The sequence below is a fragment of the Mycolicibacterium alvei genome, from assembly GCF_010727325.1.
Classification (GTDB): domain Bacteria; phylum Actinomycetota; class Actinomycetes; order Mycobacteriales; family Mycobacteriaceae; genus Mycobacterium; species Mycobacterium alvei.
Genome location: NZ_AP022565.1, coordinates 1,708,900 through 1,725,971, shown reverse-complemented (window position 1 = coordinate 1,725,971; position 17,072 = coordinate 1,708,900). Strand labels below are relative to the sequence as shown.

The following is a 17,072-nucleotide window of genomic DNA, read 5'->3' as shown; positions in this document are numbered from 1 at the left end:
CCGCTAGCGGATCGGTTCGAAAGTGACGGGGACGGCGGTGGGGGAGCGGAACGGCTGACCGAAGATGTGCGGATCGTCGTCGGTGACCAGCGTCAGGTTTCGCACCCGGCTCAGCAGGCTCTCCATCGCCACCCGGGTCTCCATCCGGGCCAGGTGCAACCCCATGCAGGTATGTTCACCGGCGGCAAACGTGATGTGCGGCAACCGCTTCCGGAAGATGTCAAACTCCTCGGGCCGGTCCCAGCGATTCTCGTCGCGGTTGGCCGATCCCATGCAGACGTCGATCACCGCACCGGCGGGCAGTGCCACGCCGTCCAGTTCGACGTCCTGGGTGGTCGAGCGTTGCACCGTGGTGAGCGGGGTTTCGTAACGCAACCCCTCCTCGATGGCCTGGCCGATCAGCTCGTGGTCGGCCTGCACCGCGGCGAACTGGTCGGGGTGGGTGAGCAGCAGATAGATCAGGTTTCCCGAGGACCGGTAGGTGGTCTCCAGTCCGGCCGGCAGGAGCAGCCGCAGGAACGAGTAGATGGCCTCATCGGTCAGCTTCTCGCCGTCGATCTCCGCGGCGACCAGATCACCGATGATGTCCTCGGTGGGATTGGACCGGCGCAGGTCGATCTGGCCGAGGAAGTAGTCCTTGAGCGCTGCGGAGGCTTCGAATGCACGCTTGTACTTCACCGTGTAGCTGATCAGTTCGACGGCACGCTGCCGGAACCACGGCAGGTCTTCCTCGGGTAGGCCGAGCAGCGTGGAGATCACCCGGGTGGGGAACTCGAAGGTGAAGTCGCGCACCAGGTCGGCGCTGCCGGCCTCGATGAACTCGTCGACGAGTGCCTCGCAGATCGGGCGAACGACCTCGGGCTCCCAGCGCTGCAGTGAACGTGACTTGAAGGCCGCCGAGACCAGGTTGCGGTGGTCGCGGTGGGTCTTGCCCTCCATGGCCAATATCGTCGGGCCGATGAACAGTCCGATGGTGTTGTCGTAGATCTTCGAGTTGAATGACTTGCCGTCCCGGAACACGGTGTTGACCGCATCGAAGGACACGGCGGCGAATTGATGTTCCGGCAGAAGCGATTCCGGTGTCTTCGACCAGTCCATCACCGAGCCGCGGAACACACCGTGCTCGGCGCGGTGCCGCGCGAAGATCGGGTAGGGGTCGCGGAGTAGGGCGGCGGTGTCGACGACGGAGCCGTCGGCAGTTTCGTCGGAAGCGACATCCTGGACTTGACTATCCACAGCTCACCCCACCACTCGCAACGGACCGATCATATTGATGCATATTACTGTAAATATTACAGTAACGGAATCTGCGCGGGTCTGAACGGTCAGAGTGGGATCGGTGCCCCGTTGCTCATCGCTGCGATGAAGCCGCCGTCGACCTGGATGTCCTGACCGTTGATCCAACGGGCCTCGGGGGAAGCCAGGAAGGCGATCACCGGAACCACATCGTCGACGGTGGCGTGCCGGCCGACCGTGGCGCGTACCAGGTCCAGCACGTCTTTGCCCATGGTCTGTTCGAAATCGGTCAGGATGGGCGTCTCGACCGGGCCAGGGCTCACGGTGTTGACCCGCACCCCGTACTTGGCCCAGGCCGGGCCCGCCACCCGTTTGACGAACAGGATCGCGGCCTGCTTGGACGTGGTGTAGACCGGGAAATTCGGGTCCTGTCCGGTCTGCCACTGGGCCACCGCGTCACCGTCGGTCAGTTCGAGGAGGCCGTCGAGGATGTCGATGCGCTGCTGCCAGCCCAGCGCCGCGGTCGAGGCCACCGTGACGATCGACCCGCCGTGGCGCAGCAGGGGCAGCATGCCCTCGGCCATCAATCGCATGCCGAGATAGTTGACCTTGAGAACGTCGGCGGCCGGCGCGGTCCCCGGAACGCCTGCGACATGTGCGAGCAGGTCCCAGCCGTCACCGATCTCACTCAACAGTCGGGCGATATCAGCGGGGTCCCGGAGGTCGCAGGTGGCGTGCTCGGATGCCGGGGTGTCGCCTGGGCGCAGGTCGACCGCGAGTACGTGGTCGCCCCGCTCGAAGAAGTGCGCCGCGGTGGCCGCCCCGATCCCGGATCCGGCTCCGACGACGACGATCCTGCGTGCGGCTTCCGACATGCCCCAACCTCTCACTGAATGAACGACAGTAAGGATGACTGTAAACAATTCGGGCCGGTCGGACAATCAGCTTCAGACCTCCTCGATAGTGCTACCGTGAGCCTTACCGGAGGGGGCCTCCGGAAGTATCTGGTGCGTGCCTGACGAGGGGGCGGAATCGATGAGCGCGATCGAGGAACGGGCAGCGGTCCAACCCCAGCGCGAGGGGCCGGCCGAGCTGCTGGCCGCCCAGCGACGGTCATTCATCGCCGACGGTCCGCCGGATATCGCGTTGCGCCGCAACCGCATCGACCGGCTGCTCGCGATGGTCCTCGACAACTCCGAGGACTTCGTCGCTGCCACCGCGGCCGACTACGGTTCACGGTCGCGGTCGGCGGCCTTCTTCGCCGAGATCCTCGGCATGCTCTCGGTCATCGAGCACACCAGAGCGCATGTGCCGCAATGGATGCGTGCGACGAAGTTGATGCGGGTGGCCCGATTCGCCGGGCTGCGCGCCGAAGTAGTGCCGAGCCCGCTCGGCGTGATCGGCGTGATCGGTCCGTGGAACTTCCCGATCCAGTTGACAGTGCTGCCCGCGGCAGCTGCCTTCGCTGCCGGCAACCGGGTGATGATCAAGATGTCGGAGGTCACCCCGCGCACCGCCGAACTGATGGCGGCGTCGGCGCCGAAGTACTTCGATCCGACCGAGTTGCAGGTCGTGACCGGTGGGCCGGATGTCGCCGCCGAGTTCGCCGGCCTACCGTTCGACCACCTGTTCTTCACCGGCTCACCCTCGATCGGGGCCCTGGTGGCGCGTGCGGCCTCGGACAACCTGGTTCCGGTGACGTTGGAGCTGGGTGGCAAGAACCCGGTGGTGGTGGCGCCCGGTGCCGACATCGAACGGGCGGCGAGCCGAATCGCCCAGGCGCGCATGGTCAATGGCGGTCAGGTGTGTGTATGTCCGGACTACGTCTTCGTGCCCGATGCCGAGGTCGACCGGTTCGTCGCGGTGGCGCGCAAGACCCTGACCAACCTGTTTCCCACCATCCTCGGCAATCCCGATTACTGCTCCTCGGTGAACCAGGCCAATTTCGACCGGGTGGTCGGCCTGATCGCCGACGCCCGCGCGCACGGGGCCCGGATCGACTCGGTCGTGCCTGCGGGGGAGATCCTGCCCGATCCGGGCTCGCGCAAGATCGCTCCGACCATCGTGCGCGACGTCGACGACCGGATGAAGATCGCGAGCGAAGAGGTGTTCGGACCGGTGCTCGCGGTCCGCGGCTACTCAAGACTCACCGAGGCGATCGAGCACATCAACGCCAACCCGTCGCCGTTGGTGGCGTACTGGTTCGGGCCCGACGATGCCGATTTCCGGCACTTCGTCGGCCATACCCGCAGTGGTGGCGTGGCCCGCAATGACTTTGCCGCGCACATGATCCCGTCCGAGGCCCCGTTCGGTGGCGTTGGGCGCAGCGGGACCGGCGCTTACCACGGGAAGGCCGGTTTCGATGCGTTCAGCCACTACCGCACCGTGGTCGGCACCGACTTGCCGTTCAGCGTCACCGGCCAGGCCGCCCGGCCGTTCAGTGCGGCGATGCGGGTCAGCGCGGACCTCAGTCTGCGACGGGCCCGCAGCCGAACAGCCGCCAGACTCAAGAAGTTTCGCTGAGCGCCTGCTCGCGGGCCCACCGGTAATCGGCCTTGCCGGCCGGGCTGCGCTCGATGACCGGGCGGAACACCACCGCCTTGGGCAGCTTGTAGCGGGCGATCGAGGATTCGGCGTGCCGGATGAGCTCGTCGGCCGCAATAGTGTTGTCGGCGAGCGCGTCCTCGCTCAACGCAACGACAGCCACCACTTCCTGCCCCCAGCGTTCACTGGGCCGGCCGGTGACCACCACGTCCCGCACCGCGGGATGTGAGGCGATCGCGGATTCGACCTCCTCGGCGAAGATCTTCTCGCCGCCGGAGTTGATGGTCACAGAATCACGGCCGAGGAGTTCGATGGCTCCGCCGTCCAGGTGGCGGGCCCGGTCACCCGGCGTCGCATAGCGCACGCCGTCGATCACCGGGAACGTCGCCGCGGTCTTGGCGGCATCGCCCTTGTAGCCCAGCGGCACGAACCCCCGCTGTGCCAGCCAGCCCAGCCCCTCGTGGCCGGCGGGCAGGACGGCGGTGAAATCCTCGGTGACCACGCAGGTATCGGGGCCGGCGTTGAACGTTCCCGTCGACACCGCACCCGGTGCCGACATGTGGCTCATCTGGGCGCCGGTCTCCGACGATCCGACCCCGTCGACGACGATCAGGTTGGCCTTGGCATCGATGAGTTGCTGTTTGACGTAGGGGGTCAGCTGCGCGCCTCCGTTGGCGACGACCGACAGCGAGGACACGTCCGCAGCTCCTGTCTTGATCGCATCCAGCAGCGGGCGTGCCATGGCGTCACCCACCACCGTGGCCACCAGTACCTGTTCGCGTTCGATGGTGCGGACCACGTCGTCGGCATCGAAACGGTCCACCACGGCGGGAAATACCAGGGTTTGACCGGTGCTGATCGCCGTCATCGCGGCCCACTGTGCCGCGCCGTGGATCAGCGGCGGCAGGATCATCAGCCTGGTGCCCGGATTGTCGACCGCACGCCCGACGATCTCCTCGACGGACTGCGCCTTCTCGCCGGTCACCATGTTGCGCCCACCGAACGCGGTCATGAAGATGTCGTGCTGGCGCCACAACACGCCCTTCGGCATGCCGGTCGTGCCGCCGGTGTAGAGCACGTAGAGGTCATCGGGAGAGGGTTCGACCGGCGGCGGGGCGACATCGGTTCCGACGATGCTCTCGTAATCCACGGCACCGTCGAGCAGTTCATTGCCGGACTCGTCGGCGATCTGGATCAGGACCCGCAGATCGGGAAGGTCGTCGCGAATCTCGGCCACCCGTGGTGCGAAGGCGGCGTGATACACGAGTGCTGATGCGCCGGAATCGGTGAGCAGATACTGCAATTCGTTCTTGACGTAGCGGTAGTTGACGTTGAACGGGGCGACGCGGGCACGGAAGGCGCCGAGCAGGGATTCGACGAACTCGGGGCCGTTGTAGGCGTAGATGCCCAGCAGGTCCTGACCCACCTCGTGGCCGGCGAGTTCACCGCGTTCGGTCTGGGCGCCCAGTCCGCGCGAATGCAGATACGCCGCCAGCCGATTCGACCGGTCCACGATCTGGCGGTAGGTATAACGCCGGTCGCCTTGGACGATCAGTGGGCGGTCGCCGAGGGCGGCGGCGACGGCGTCGGCGACGGCCGGAACGGTGAACTGCACGGGTTTCTCCTCTTGGGCGGTCAGCGCTGCCAGGCGTGCAGCAGATGATCGGTGGTGGTGATGGTGGCCAGCAGGGACAGCGTGTTGTCGATGACCGCATCGGCGTAGGCCGTCGGAATGCCGGCCACCGCGTCGCGGGGCAGCACCACCCGGTACCCGGCGTTGACCGCGTCCATCACCAGGTTCGTGATCGCCAGATTCACCGAGACACCGACGGCGACGATGGTGGTCACCCCGAGGTTGCGCAGGATCGGATCCAGATCGGTGCCGCCCATCGGGCCCAGTCCGTGCCAGCGCGACAGCACGAGATCGCTTGGTTCCGGGCCGAACTCGGGCAGTAGCGTGGCTCCGGGGCTGCCGGGCAGGATGCCGACGTCGTTGCGGCCGATGGCGAAGATCTTGGCGTTGTGGTTGGAACCCAGCCCGTCCGGGCGCCGCTGGACCAGGCAGTGCACCACCCGGGCTGAGGCGTCCCGGGCGACCGGCAGCAGCCTGGCGATGTTGGGCAGCGCAACGCGTCGGGCCTCGTCGGCCAGTGCGGCCAGTCCGGCGTCGGGACCGACCACCGCGCCTTGGCATTCCTGGGTGACGATGGCGGTGTGCTCGGGGGCGACCAGTTCGGTCAGATCGATCTTCATACGTTGGCGGCGGCACTGTCGACGGGAGGTACCTCGTAGAACCTGGTAGCCCATTTACGCAGGGCCATATAGTGTTTAGCGTCGACCTTGGCCAGCGGTGGATGCTCGATGTACTTCTGGTACTCCCAGATGTCGCAGTCTTCCCACACCGTCTTGAGGAATTGCTTCTCTACCTTGTCCCGTACCTGCTGGGGTGGAATATCAGAGGTTTCGCCGGGCAGTTTGGGCCACCAGATCGAATAGAACATGTCCGATACCTCGTCGTCGACCGGTGTGCAGGCGAAGATCAGGCGGTGGTTGGAGGAACCCTCGAACGCACTCATCGCGAACCCGAGTCCCGAGTAGTGGCTGTGAATGCGCAGTGCCATCTTGTCCGGGTCGTCACTGCGGACATCGGGCCAACCGGTGACGAATCGCCATTCCTCGTCGACTCCTTCCCAGTCCAGGCAGATCGGCGTCACGGTGGCGCCGTGCACGTATCGGAAATGTGAACTGTCGGGGGCATTTTCGGCCACGATCTGCGGATGTACGTGGATCTTGTCCGCGCGGCTGGAGAATTCCGGGTAGGGCCGGTAGTAGGCATCCGGATCGGTTTCGAACTGCGGGAACTTGCCGAAGATGTCGGGCAGTTCCCATTGCGGTTCGGAGCCGGTGGGGTGATGCCACATGAAGATGCAGCCGTACTGCTCCTTGACCGGGTAGGAGCGCAGCCGTAGGCCACGGTTGGGCTTGTCGGGCTGATAGGGGATGTAGGTGTTGCTGCCGGCACCGTTCCAGCGCCAGCCGTGGAACGGGCACTCGATGCAGTCGTCGACCACCTTGCCGCCGTGGCCGATGTGGGCGCCCAGGTGCTTGCAGTGCGCTTCCAGCACATGCAGGTCGCCGGACTCGTCGCGGTAGGCGGCGAGATCTTCGCCGAAGTACTTGAGCGCCTTGACATCGCCGACTTCGTACTCGGCCGACCAGCCGATCATGAACCAGCCGGTGACCTTCCAGGTGAACGGCACCTTCATGCCCGCTGCCCTCCCGTTTCTCTGCTCTCGCAATACGTACGGAAGACATTACAGTAGCTATTTCTGTATAGGAAGAGTGCAGGGTTCCGCCAACTGAGGCACCTACCGTATAGTGCTCCGCAGCCGACCGGGAGGTGATCCGTTGTCCGACGACATCGAAGCGATCAAACAGCTCAAGGCGCGGTACTGCCGGTTTCTGGACACCAAGGACATCGATGCCTGGCGGGCGCTGTTCGTCGACGAGGTCGTGGTGACGCTCGACATGGCCGTCTCGACCGGTGGCGCCGACCCGCAGACGGCTCCGCCGCTGAATGGCTTCGACGAGTTCTTCCCGGTGGTCTGGGGCGGTGTCGAGCATGCTGCGACGGTGCACCACTGCCACACCCCGGAGATCATGCTGACCTCCGACACCACCGCGACAGGTATCTGGGCCATGGAGGACATGTTGTTCTTCCCCGACGGCGGTGAGTTGCACGGGGCGGGCCATTACCACGAAACATACGAAAAGCGTGACGGCACATGGCGGATCACCAGCCTGCACCTGACCCGGACCCTGTTGAAGTTCACGACCGCCTAGCCAGGTGAGCTGCCGCGCGCGTAACGCTGTGGCGAAATATCGCGTCGATCACCGCCGCAGCGCTACCAGCGTGATTCTGAGATACCTTGCCCTGCGACAAGATCCATCACTTCGCCGAACGTCCTGATGTAGTCGAGCGCGGCCTGTGGACTGCTGCCGTCGACATGCACGACCGCCCAGGTGGCGCCGTGGCCCGCCAGTTCGGCGAGGGTGTCGCGGGCACGCCGCAGCGACGCGTCGTCATCGAGGTCGACGGGCGGGCACACCACCTGGATATCGACGGTCGACGGGTCCCGGCCGGCGTCGGCGAGTCGATCGCGCAGGCGCTGCACGGCGGCGCCGAACTGTTCGGTGTTCTCGATGGCGGCGGTGCGCATCGTCGATGCCATGTCTGCCGCGGCGATGATCGGCATCCACCCGTTGCCGTGGCCGACCACGCGCCGGATCGCGGCCGCGCCGTTCCCGCCGATCCAGATCGGCGGATGGGGCCGCTGGACCGGGTGTTGCAGATGGACCCGGCCGAAGGCCTCGAAATCGATACCGGTAAAAGGTGTTTCGGGGTCGGTCCAAATGGAACGTAGTGCCGTCAAGGCCTCGTCGAGGAGTTCGGCGCGGCGGTCGATGTGCACGCCCACCGCCGAGAATTCGGATCGCAGGTAGCCCGCTCCGACGCCCGCGATGAGCCTGCCACCGGAAACCAGATCCAGACTGCCCAGCGCCTTGGCCGACAGGTACGGATTGCGGAAGGGGAGCACGTACAGATTGGTCATCAACCGGATGTGCGTGGTGGCTGCCGCCATGAAGCTCAGCGCGGCGATCGGGTCGAGGGTGTTGTGGCCGCCGTTGTTCCGCCACTTGACCGACGGGGCCGGGTGCTCGCTCAACGCGATCGCCGAGAAGCCCGCGGCCTCGGCCTGGGTGGCGACCGCGCGGATGGTCTCGGGCTGCAGAAAATCGTCAGGCGCGGTGGGCAGTTCACTGGGATATTCCAGGGTGTACTTCATCGATCTCCCGGTTTCGGCCCGATACTGTAAGCATTACCGTAGCATCCATCGTTGGTCGTCAGACGGGATGGAGCAGGGATGGATCGCCGACGAAAAGTACTCGTGATGGGCGCAAGCGGAAACGTGGGAGCCTGTGTCACCCGCCAACTCGTCGAGCGGGGAGACGACGTGCGGGTACTGCTGCGCCGCAGCAGCTCGACCAAGGGCATTGACGGACTCGACGTCGAACGCTGTTACGGGGACATTTTCGACACCGATGCGGTGGCGGCGGCGATGGCCGACCGGGACGTGGTGTTCTACTGCGTTGTCGACACCCGCGCCCACCTGGCTGACCCGACGCCACTGTTCTCCACCAATGTCGAGGGCCTGCGCAACGTACTCGACGTGGCCGTGAAGTTCGACCTGCAGCGCTTTGTCTTCCTGTCCACCATCGGAACCATCGCGGTCGGCGACGACGGCGCCTCCGTCGATGAGGACACCCCGTTCAACTGGGCCGGCAAAGGCGGGCCGTACATCGAATCCCGGCGCCAGGCCGAAGACCTGGTGCTGTCCTACGCCAGGGAACGTGGCCTGCCCGCCGTGGCGATGTGCGTGTCCAACCCGTACGGGCCGCCGGATTGGAATCCGCGGCAGGGGGCACTCATCGCGATGGCGGCATTCGGCAAGACACCGGTCTACATCCGCGGCGTCGGCGCCGAGGTGGTCGGAATCGACGATGCGGCAGAGGCACTCGTGCTGGCAGCCGAACACGGACGGATCGGTGAGCGCTACATCGTGTCCGAAAGCTATATGACACAACGTGAGATGTTCACCGCCGCTGCCGAGGCCGTCGGCGCTCGGCCACCGCGGTTCGGGGTGCCGATGGCATTGGTATATGCCTTCGGCTGGCTGGTCGGTATGTCGAACCGGCTGTTCGGCACCGAGCAGCCGATGAACCTCACTTCCGCCAGATTGCTGTGGCTCACGTCGCCGGCCGACCACGGCAAGGCGACCCGCGACCTGGGGTGGAAACCAGCGCCGACCGCCGAATCGATCGGCCGGGCAGCACAGTTCTACGTCGAGCGTAAAAGCCGCGACGAGAAGGTCATCGACCTGTGAGTGCCGCAGACTGGGACGCGATCGTCGTCGGAGCCGGGTTTTCCGGCTTGTACGCACTGCATCGGCTGCGGGAGCAGGGCCTGCGGGTGCGGGTTCTGGAAAAGGCCGATGCCGTCGGCGGCACGTGGCTGGTCAACCGCTATCCGGGTGCACGCTGTGACATCGAGAGCATCGAATACTCCTACAGCTTCAGCGATGAGATTCAGCAGGAGTGGGTCTGGACGGAGACGATGCCGGCTCAGCCCGAGATCGAGGCGTATCTGAACTTCGTCGCCGACCGGCTCGATCTGCGTCGCGACATCGAGTTCGGTACCGAGGTCGTGGCGATGACCTTCGACGAGGACACTGCGCTGTGGGCGATCGACACCGCCGACGGGCAGACGCTGCATACACCTTTCGTGGTCGCGGCCACCGGAATCCTCTCGGTGCCACTGGAACCCGACATACCCGGAATGAACTGCTTCACCGGCACGTCGCTGTTCACCAGCCGGTGGCCGCATGAGGGTGTCGACCTCACCGGCAAGCGGGTCGGGGTGATCGGCACCGGTTCCACCGGAGTGCAACTGATCCCCGTCGTCGCTCGGGAGGCCGAACAACTGACGGTGTTCCAACGGTCTCCGGCGTTCACCCTGCCCTGGCAGATTCGTGCCTTCGAACCGGGTGAACTGGACGCACTCAAGGCCGACTACCCGCAGATCCGCGCCGCGCAGCGGGAACATCCGGTCGGGGCGGCCCGGCTCAGTGCGTTCTCGGTACTGCTGGACATGTTGGTGCGGCCGCCGGTGAAATCGGCTACGCCCGAGGACAAGCAGCGCGCGGTCGAGGAGCACGGCGTCATGGGCGCACTCAACTGGGGCGACATCTTCTTCGACATCGACGCCAACCGGATGGCCACCGAGCTGTACGGACAGGCACTGGCCCGCATCGTCAGCGATCCGCAGACGGCGGCCTCGTTGACGCCCAGTCACCCGTTCGCGTGCAAGCGGCCGATCATCGACCAGGGCTATTACGAGACGTTCAACCGCGACAACGTCACCCTCGTCGATCTACGCAAGGGTGCGATCCGTGCGGTGACGGAGACCGGGATTTCCACGGAACAAGGCGATTTCGATCTCGACGTGATCGTGTACGCCACCGGCTTCGATGCCATGACCGGCGCGTTGAGTCGGATCGACGTGCGCGGCCGGGGTGGCTTGGTACTGGGGGAGTACTGGGCCAAGGAGGGCGCACTGTCCTACCTGGGGCTGGCGGTGGCCGGCTTCCCGAACCTGTTCACCATCCAGGGGCCGGGGAGTCCCTCGGCGGCATCCAATTTCGTGGCCGCACTGGAGCAGCACGTGGAATGGATCGCGGACTGCATCGCCTATCTGAGGGCTGGGGGGCACCGCTGTATCGAGGCGACGTCGCAGGCGCAGGACGAATGGGTCGAGCACACCACCGCGCTGGTAGCGCCGACCGTGCTGGTCCACCCGAGCTGCAACTCCTGGTACAACGGCGGCAACGTGCCCGGCAAGAAGCGGATGTACCTGGGGTACACCGCGGGTATCCCCGAATACCGTCGCCGCTGTGACGAGATCGCCGCTGACGGATACACCGGATTCACCGTTGCGTAGGGGGGCCCAGATCGTCTGGGAGCTCGGAGGCGTGCTGCCCCGCTCAGTCGGGGCGCTGACCGGGTCCGGAGACTGGAACGCATTGTCGATCGATGGTCTGCGCCAGTTGGGCGAGGTGGCCCTCGATGAACTGGTCGTCACCGGGATGACGCTGACCGGGCCGCCCCCGCAGTTGCCGCGACCGCTGAGCGACTATGAGCGGGCCGCCGGCGAACTAGGCGCACTCGGTATCGACGGTGCGCATCACAGCCCGGATCCCCTGCAGGTCAAGCACATCCGGCCGCGCCGGTTCGGAGCGCTCACCTTCGAGGAACTGGTATTCGACCACGAGCCCACACTGCCTGCCTCGGTCCTGGCCGACGGTCACGGCGGGGTGGCTACCGGCCGCGTGCGGCTGTATCGCTGCGGCGATCATGGGCGTCCCTGGCTGATCTGGGTACATGGTGCCGGCCAGGGCGATCCGATGGATCTACTGGTGGCCCGGGTGCGGCAGTTGCGGGACCTCGGGTTCAACGTGGCGTTGCCGGTGCAGCCCGGACACGGGCCACGGCGCAGTTCCTGGCCGGAGTATCCCGCGCGCGATCCGCTGGCCAACGTGGCCGGGATGATGCGGGCGGTGTCGGAGGTGCGAGCCCTGATCGGCTGGCTGGAACCACAGGCATCATCGATCGCGGTCGCCGGTCTGTCACTGGGCAGCGCGGTGGCGGCGCTGGTGTCGCATCTGGACGCTCGGGCCGACGCGGTGGCGCTCTACACCCCAATTCTCGGACTCAACACGATGATCGGTATGCACCTGGGCCGCTGGGGATCAGCGGGACAGCAATCCGCGCGAGATCTACAGTCGGCCACCGTGGCGGCGATGACCTCGGTGATCGACCCGCTGCATAGCCGGCCGCATGCCGACCGGCGTCTCATCGTCGGTGCGTGGCATGACCGGATGGCGATGCGCAGTTCGGCCTTGGCCATGCACGAGCAATGGGGCGGCGAACTCTACTGGCACGACGGCAGCCATGTCGGGCAGCTGTTCTCCGGTGCGGTGCAGCAGGTGACCGGGCGGTTCCTAACGACCGTAGCTTGACGTGATCCGGGCTCGCACACAGTTGATCTCGTGGTCGAGATCGTGGTCCTCGGGTAGGACCACCCACTGGAAGGCGATACCGAAGATGGATCCGGTGATGTCCCGCAGTGCCATGTCGACATCGATATCGGGTCGCAGGGAACCGTCGGCGATGCCCGTGCGGAGCCCGGCCTCGACCTTGACGGCAGCACCGGCCAACTGCGCGCGCACGCTGTCGCGCAGTGGCGAGGTGGTCTTCACCGCCTCGAATGCCGACACGAACATGGCCCTGGTCACCGCGGGATCCTCGGCGTGAATCTCCTGCACGCGTTCGAAATGTGCGAGTACCTGCTGCATTCCGGTGGCGGCCGGTTCGGGGTCGGGGTTCAGTCGCGCCACGTACCTGTCCTGGAAGGCGTCGAGGACGGCATCCTTGCTGCCGTAGCGGGCGTGCACCATGGCCCGGCTGTACCCGGCTCGCCGGCCGATCTCAGCGGCAGTCGTTGCTTCCCAGCCCTTTTCGACGATCAACTCAGCGGCAGCCTGCAGCAGCCGGAGCGAGGACTGCTCGACGCGCTCCGGCTGGGTGAGGCCCTGAGCTGGGGAAGGCACCCTTGCATATTAGATTGCCGACAACTAACTTAGTTGTTCTGCGTCAAATTTCTGTGCGGAGGTCGAAGATGACATCGGTCGCAGCGCCCTTTTCCGGGCCGGTACCCACGGGCATCGATGACGTCACCGCGGCGTGGTTGACGGAGGCGCTGGGTGTGCCGGTGAGTGCGGTACGGGCCGAGCGGATCGCGTTGGATACCGGTTTCTCCGCGGCGCTGTATCGGATCCAGCTGACTGGATCCGATGATGCTCCAGAGACTTTGATCGTCAAACTCCCCGCCGATTCACTGGCTCGGGGCGGGATGGAGATGCTCGGGGGTTATGACCGCGAGCTGTACTTCTACCGGCATATCGCGCCGGATGCGCCTATTGCCACGCCGCGCTGCCATGTCGCGCGGAACTCCGGGTCCGACTTCGTGCTCGTGCTCGAAGACCTGCGGGACTGGGAGAACGCCGATCATCTGGCCGGACTGTCGCTTCCGCGTGCCCGGCTCTGTATCGAACAGTTGGCCGGCCTGCACACCTGGTCGGCAGGCGTGGACGATGCTGTACTGCGGGAATTCCCGAGCATCGACAGCTCGTTGACCCGGGACCTGTTCCTGCCCGCTTTCGCTCCTGGGTGGCAGCTCTACCGAGACCACACCCGCCAGCCGCTACCCTCGGCGGTCGCCGCGTTCGCCGAGCGGTTCGCCGATCTCGCACCCGCCGCCCTTGCCGCGCTTTCAGAGCGGAATATGTTGCTGCACGGAGATATCCGGGCCGACAACATGTTCTTCCGCAATGAGGCGCTGAAGGTGGTGGACTTCCAGTTGACGGTTCGCGGTGCGGGTGCGGCCGATATCGCGTATCTGGTCAGTCAAGGTCTGCCCACCGAGGTGCGCCGCGGCCACGACGAGGGCCTGCTGCGCGAATATGTCGGCCAGGTCGACGGGTACCCGTTCGAGGAGGCCTGGCGGCATTACCGTCTCGCGACCGCGCTGCTGCTGTACATGCCGGTGGTCGCCTTGCTCACCTGGGACGTCGCACCGGAGCGGTCCCGGCAGCTATGTCTGACGCTCATCGACCGCGCGGTCGCGGCGATCGAAGACATCAATGCCCTGGAGGAGCTTTCATGAGAACCGCGCGTGAAGTGGTGGAGCTCTACAACCTGGTGGTCTGGAACGAGAAGGACTTCTCGCTCGCCGAAGAGTTACTGGGGGACACCGTCACCCGTCACGACGTAGGGGAGGTGACGGTGCTGACTCACGACGAAGCCGTCGCCCGGGTGGTCGACCACTGGGCGATGTTCGAGACCGTCCGCTTCGACCTCAAGCTCGTTGTTGCCGGCGACGACGGGGAACTCGTCACGATCGTGTACGAGTCGCCGATGACGTTCACCGACGGCAACTCGATGACGGTCAGCAGCATGGAGATCTTTCGCGTCATCGACGGACGCATCACCGAAGTATGGAATTGTGGCTACAAACAAGGAGTTTGGGTATGAGCGAAGTAGTTCTCGATGAGCTTGGCTACTACCTACTGGCGGGTGCCGGCGGTGAAGGTCCGGCCACGCTGATGGACGAGGCCCGCCGCGGCGAGGAACTCGGTTTCGGTACCGCATTCATCTCCGAGCGGTGGAACGTCAAGGAAGCATCCTCGCTCGTCGGGGCGGCCTGCGCGGTGACCGAGCGCATGCAGATCGCCACGGCGGCCACCAATCACAACACCCGCCACCCGCTGATCACCGGATCGTGGGCCACCACGATGCACCGACTGTCCCGGGGCCGATTCACGCTGGGCATCGGCCGCGGCGTCGCCGCCATGTACAACGCGTTCGGGGTACCCGCGGTGACCACCGCGCAGATGGAGGATTTCGCGCAGGTCATGCGCAAGCTGTGGCACGGCGAGGTGGTCTTCAACCACGACGGACCGCTCGGCAAGTATCAGGTGCTGTTCCTGGACCCCGACTTCAACGAGGACATCCGCCTGGCGATCGTGGCCTTCGGCCCGCAGACCCTGGCCCTGGGTGGGCGGGAGTTCGACGACGTCATCCTGCACACCTATTTCACCCCGGAGACACTGCAGCGTGCGGTCAAGACCGTCAAAGACGCCGCCGAGCAGGCCGGCCGCGACCCTGACAGCGTGCGGGTGTGGTCCTGCTTCGCCACCGTCGGCGATCACCTGCCCGAGGAACTGCGACTGAAGAAGACCGTGGCCCGCCTGGCCACCTATCTACAGGGCTATGGCGATCTGCTGGTGAAGACCAACAATTGGGATCCGGCTGTGCTGCAACGATTCCGGGAGGACTCTGTCGTCACCTCGATTCCGGGCGGCATCGATCACAAGGCCAGCGCCGAACAGATCGAACACATCGCCACCCTCATCCCCGACGAATGGCTGGAACCGTCGGCCACCGGATCGGCGAGCCAGTGTGTGGACCGCATCCGCCAGGAGTTCGACTACGGAGCCGATGCGGTGATCATGCACGGCGCCACCCCCGACGAACTCGAGCCGATCGTCACCGAGTACCGGGCCACCCGGTCGCCGGCTGGAACCGGGAAGTAGCCGGTCAGGGCATGATCAGGGTGCGGGACACCGGTTCGGCGACCGCCTGGCGGCTGAAGATGCCGTGCTGCAAGGTGACCAGAAGCGCATTGCGGGTTTCCTCGGGCGAGATGAGCTCGTCGAAACCGAGATGGCCCGCCGACCGGAAGGACGCCTCGAGTTCCATGCGCTTGAGCACCTCGGTGTAGTCCTCACCGGCATGGGTGGCGGCGCTGAGTGCGGCCGCACCCATCGCGCCCATCGTCGCCCCGGGATAGGCGAACGTCGCGACCTGATCGTCAAAACCCAGCAGCGACATCACCATCGAGCCGAAGCCGAAGGCCTTGCGCAGCGTCACGTGCAGTTTGAGGGTGGTGGCCGCGGTCTGAGCGGCGAACATGCGTGCCCCGCTGCGTAATACACCGCTACGCTCGGACCGGCTGCCCGGCAGCATGCCGGGATTGTCGGCGAGGAACACGATCGGTAAGTGGAACGAGTCGGCCACGGAGATGAAATGCGCTGCCTTGTCGGCGGCGTCGGCGTCGATCGAACCGGCCGTCACCTGTGGTTGATTGGCCACCACCGCGACCGGATAGCCGCCAAGGTGAGCCAGGGCGCAGATGATCGCCCGCCCGAATTTCGGTTGCACCTCGAACCAGTCGGGCCGGTCGAAGATCTCGTCGATCACCGCGCGCATGTCGTAGATCTGGCGGTTGTCGCGGGACACGATGTCGAGAATCTCCGGGGTGAGCCTCGGGTCCGCGGTGTCGTCGGCAAGCCGGGTCGGCGGATACGACCAGGCGCTGGACGGAAAGTAGGACAGGTAACGGCGGATATCGTCGATGACGGTCTCGTCGTCCTCGGCGTAGTTGTGAATCACTCCGCTGGCCAGGGCCACGGTCGGACCGCCGAGATCCTCCTTCGAAATATCCTCGCCGGTGGACTCTTTCACCACCGGTGGCCCGGCGGTGAAGATCGCCCCCTGATGGCTCATGATGCTGAAGTCGCACACCGGAGCCACCAGGGCGCCGTGGCCGGCGGACGGGCCGAGGATCGCCGATATCGTGGGCACCTTTCCCGAACATCGCGCTTGGGCGATCAGGTCGGTCGGTGTCCGTCCGTAGTGCTCACCGCTGGGGCGAAAACCCGCACCTTCCAACAACATCACCAGCGGGATCTTGTTGCGTAGGGCCAACTCGGCGAGCCGATACCGTTTGGCGTTGCCGCCCGGGCCGATGCTGCCGGCCAGTGTGGTGAAATCCTCGGCGCCCACCATCACCGGTGTGCCGTCGATGCGGCCCGCTCCCGCGATGAGGCCGTCAGCGGCGATGTCGCCCCCGACGAGCGTCCCGAATTCCTGAAACGTGCCGGGATCCAGCAGTCGTGCGACCCGCGCCCGGGCATCGAGCTTGCCCTTGCCGTGATGCTTGGCCACTCGTTCGGGACCACCCATCCCGAACGTGTGCTCACGCCGGCGAGCGAGATCCTCGAGCGTTTCCTTCCACTCCGGGTCGTTCGTCATGCGGGCGTCCTTGTCATGCC

Annotated in this window: 16 protein-coding genes; 8 read left to right on the top strand and 8 right to left on the bottom strand. The window is 65.6% G+C overall.

The window, feature by feature from the left end:
- Positions 1-3: 3 nt before the first annotated feature.
- Both G6N44_RS08265 and G6N44_RS08260 read right to left on the bottom strand, forming a co-directional pair.
- Positions 4-1,236 carry a cytochrome P450 gene (locus tag G6N44_RS08265; protein ID WP_163662893.1) on the bottom strand — a complete coding sequence of 411 codons (1,233 nt, stop codon included), beginning with the start codon at positions 1,234-1,236 and terminating at the stop codon, positions 4-6.
- 89 nt (positions 1,237-1,325) lie between these two features.
- Positions 1,326-2,111 (bottom strand): SDR family oxidoreductase, encoded by a 786-nt coding sequence (locus tag G6N44_RS08260; RefSeq protein WP_163662890.1) that lies wholly within the window; start codon positions 2,109-2,111, stop codon positions 1,326-1,328.
- Between the two features lie 160 nt (positions 2,112-2,271).
- Between G6N44_RS08260 and G6N44_RS08255 the strand changes: the two genes are divergently transcribed.
- Entirely contained in the window at positions 2,272-3,759 is a 1,488-nt protein-coding gene (locus G6N44_RS08255; RefSeq protein ID WP_163669726.1) for an aldehyde dehydrogenase family protein, read from the top strand.
- Here G6N44_RS08255 and G6N44_RS08250 read toward each other — a convergent pair.
- Genes G6N44_RS08250 through G6N44_RS08240 form a run of 3 tightly spaced genes read right to left on the bottom strand, consistent with a single transcriptional unit; the run spans position 3,743 to position 7,046 of the window.
- The gene (locus G6N44_RS08250) at positions 3,743-5,395 is read right to left on the bottom strand and encodes a medium-chain acyl-CoA ligase Mig (RefSeq protein WP_163662887.1); all 1,653 of its coding nucleotides are present in this window, start codon (positions 5,393-5,395) and stop codon (positions 3,743-3,745) included. The genes G6N44_RS08255 and G6N44_RS08250 overlap by 17 nt on opposite strands.
- A gap of 20 nt (positions 5,396-5,415) precedes the next feature.
- Positions 5,416-6,033, bottom strand: a complete 618-nt coding sequence (locus G6N44_RS08245; RefSeq protein WP_163662884.1) for a cysteine hydrolase family protein — start codon at positions 6,031-6,033, stop codon at positions 5,416-5,418.
- Entirely contained in the window at positions 6,030-7,046 is a 1,017-nt protein-coding gene (locus G6N44_RS08240; protein ID WP_163662881.1) for a Rieske 2Fe-2S domain-containing protein, read from the bottom strand. The genes G6N44_RS08245 and G6N44_RS08240 overlap by 4 nt, the downstream gene beginning before the upstream one ends.
- Before the next feature lie 142 nt (positions 7,047-7,188).
- Here G6N44_RS08240 and G6N44_RS08235 point away from each other — a divergent pair, with 142 nt between their 5' ends.
- Positions 7,189-7,623 (top strand): nuclear transport factor 2 family protein, encoded by a 435-nt coding sequence (locus G6N44_RS08235; protein WP_163662878.1) that lies wholly within the window; start codon positions 7,189-7,191, stop codon positions 7,621-7,623.
- Between the two features lie 62 nt (positions 7,624-7,685).
- On the opposite strand, the gene G6N44_RS08230 is transcribed toward G6N44_RS08235, so the two are convergent.
- Positions 7,686-8,627: an LLM class F420-dependent oxidoreductase gene (locus G6N44_RS08230; RefSeq protein WP_163662874.1), complete on the bottom strand. Its 942-nt coding sequence runs from the start codon at positions 8,625-8,627 to the stop codon at positions 7,686-7,688.
- 78 nt (positions 8,628-8,705) lie between these two features.
- Here G6N44_RS08230 and G6N44_RS08225 point away from each other — a divergent pair, with 78 nt between their 5' ends.
- The 3 genes from G6N44_RS08225 to G6N44_RS08215 are packed head-to-tail and all read left to right on the top strand — an operon-like array spanning position 8,706 to position 12,416.
- Positions 8,706-9,725, top strand: a complete 1,020-nt coding sequence (locus tag G6N44_RS08225; RefSeq protein WP_163662872.1) for an NAD-dependent epimerase/dehydratase family protein — start codon at positions 8,706-8,708, stop codon at positions 9,723-9,725.
- Positions 9,722-11,338 carry a flavin-containing monooxygenase gene (locus G6N44_RS08220; RefSeq protein ID WP_163662869.1) on the top strand — a complete coding sequence of 539 codons (1,617 nt, stop codon included), beginning with the start codon at positions 9,722-9,724 and terminating at the stop codon, positions 11,336-11,338. Before G6N44_RS08225 ends, G6N44_RS08220 begins: the two co-directional genes overlap by 4 nt.
- A 31-nt stretch (positions 11,339-11,369) precedes the next feature.
- Positions 11,370-12,416 carry an alpha/beta fold hydrolase gene (locus tag G6N44_RS08215; RefSeq protein WP_179964555.1) on the top strand — a complete coding sequence of 349 codons (1,047 nt, stop codon included), beginning with the start codon at positions 11,370-11,372 and terminating at the stop codon, positions 12,414-12,416.
- Here G6N44_RS08215 and G6N44_RS08210 read toward each other — a convergent pair.
- Positions 12,399-13,007, bottom strand: a complete 609-nt coding sequence (locus tag G6N44_RS08210; protein WP_163662867.1) for a TetR/AcrR family transcriptional regulator — start codon at positions 13,005-13,007, stop codon at positions 12,399-12,401. The genes G6N44_RS08215 and G6N44_RS08210 overlap by 18 nt on opposite strands.
- A 68-nt stretch (positions 13,008-13,075) precedes the next feature.
- Here G6N44_RS08210 and G6N44_RS08205 point away from each other — a divergent pair, with 68 nt between their 5' ends.
- The 3 genes from G6N44_RS08205 to G6N44_RS08195 are packed head-to-tail and all read left to right on the top strand — an operon-like array spanning position 13,076 to position 15,551.
- Positions 13,076-14,122, top strand: a complete 1,047-nt coding sequence (locus G6N44_RS08205) for a phosphotransferase (RefSeq protein WP_163662862.1) — start codon at positions 13,076-13,078, stop codon at positions 14,120-14,122.
- Positions 14,119-14,490: a nuclear transport factor 2 family protein gene (locus G6N44_RS08200; RefSeq protein WP_163662859.1), complete on the top strand. Its 372-nt coding sequence runs from the start codon at positions 14,119-14,121 to the stop codon at positions 14,488-14,490. Before G6N44_RS08205 ends, G6N44_RS08200 begins: the two co-directional genes overlap by 4 nt.
- Positions 14,487-15,551, top strand: a complete 1,065-nt coding sequence (locus tag G6N44_RS08195; RefSeq protein ID WP_163662856.1) for a TIGR03857 family LLM class F420-dependent oxidoreductase — start codon at positions 14,487-14,489, stop codon at positions 15,549-15,551. Before G6N44_RS08200 ends, G6N44_RS08195 begins: the two co-directional genes overlap by 4 nt.
- Positions 15,552-15,555: 4 nt before the next feature.
- Here G6N44_RS08195 and G6N44_RS08190 read toward each other — a convergent pair whose 3' ends face one another.
- A complete protein-coding gene (locus tag G6N44_RS08190; protein WP_163662853.1) occupies positions 15,556-17,052 on the bottom strand; it encodes an acyl-CoA carboxylase subunit beta in 1,497 nt (498 codons plus the stop codon).
- Between the last annotated feature and the right edge of the window lie 20 nt (positions 17,053-17,072).

Bases quoted from the DNA above. Each gene is read 5' to 3' on its own strand.
- G6N44_RS08260 (WP_163662890.1), bottom strand. From the start codon at position 2,111: ATGTCGGAAGCCGCACGCAGGATCGTCGTCGTCGGAGCCGGATCCGGG.
- G6N44_RS08245 (WP_163662884.1), bottom strand. From the start codon at position 6,033: ATGAAGATCGATCTGACCGAACTGGTCGCCCCCGAGCACACCGCCATC.
- G6N44_RS08225 (WP_163662872.1), top strand. From the start codon at position 8,706: ATGGATCGCCGACGAAAAGTACTCGTGATGGGCGCAAGCGGAAACGTG.
- G6N44_RS08255 (WP_163669726.1), top strand. From the start codon at position 2,272: ATGAGCGCGATCGAGGAACGGGCAGCGGTCCAACCCCAGCGCGAGGGG.
- G6N44_RS08200 (WP_163662859.1), top strand. From the start codon at position 14,119: ATGAGAACCGCGCGTGAAGTGGTGGAGCTCTACAACCTGGTGGTCTGG.
- G6N44_RS08240 (WP_163662881.1), bottom strand. From the start codon at position 7,046: ATGAAGGTGCCGTTCACCTGGAAGGTCACCGGCTGGTTCATGATCGGC.
- G6N44_RS08230 (WP_163662874.1), bottom strand. From the start codon at position 8,627: ATGAAGTACACCCTGGAATATCCCAGTGAACTGCCCACCGCGCCTGAC.
- G6N44_RS08195 (WP_163662856.1), top strand. From the start codon at position 14,487: ATGAGCGAAGTAGTTCTCGATGAGCTTGGCTACTACCTACTGGCGGGT.
- G6N44_RS08205 (WP_163662862.1), top strand. From the start codon at position 13,076: ATGACATCGGTCGCAGCGCCCTTTTCCGGGCCGGTACCCACGGGCATC.
- G6N44_RS08190 (WP_163662853.1), bottom strand. From the start codon at position 17,052: ATGACGAACGACCCGGAGTGGAAGGAAACGCTCGAGGATCTCGCTCGC.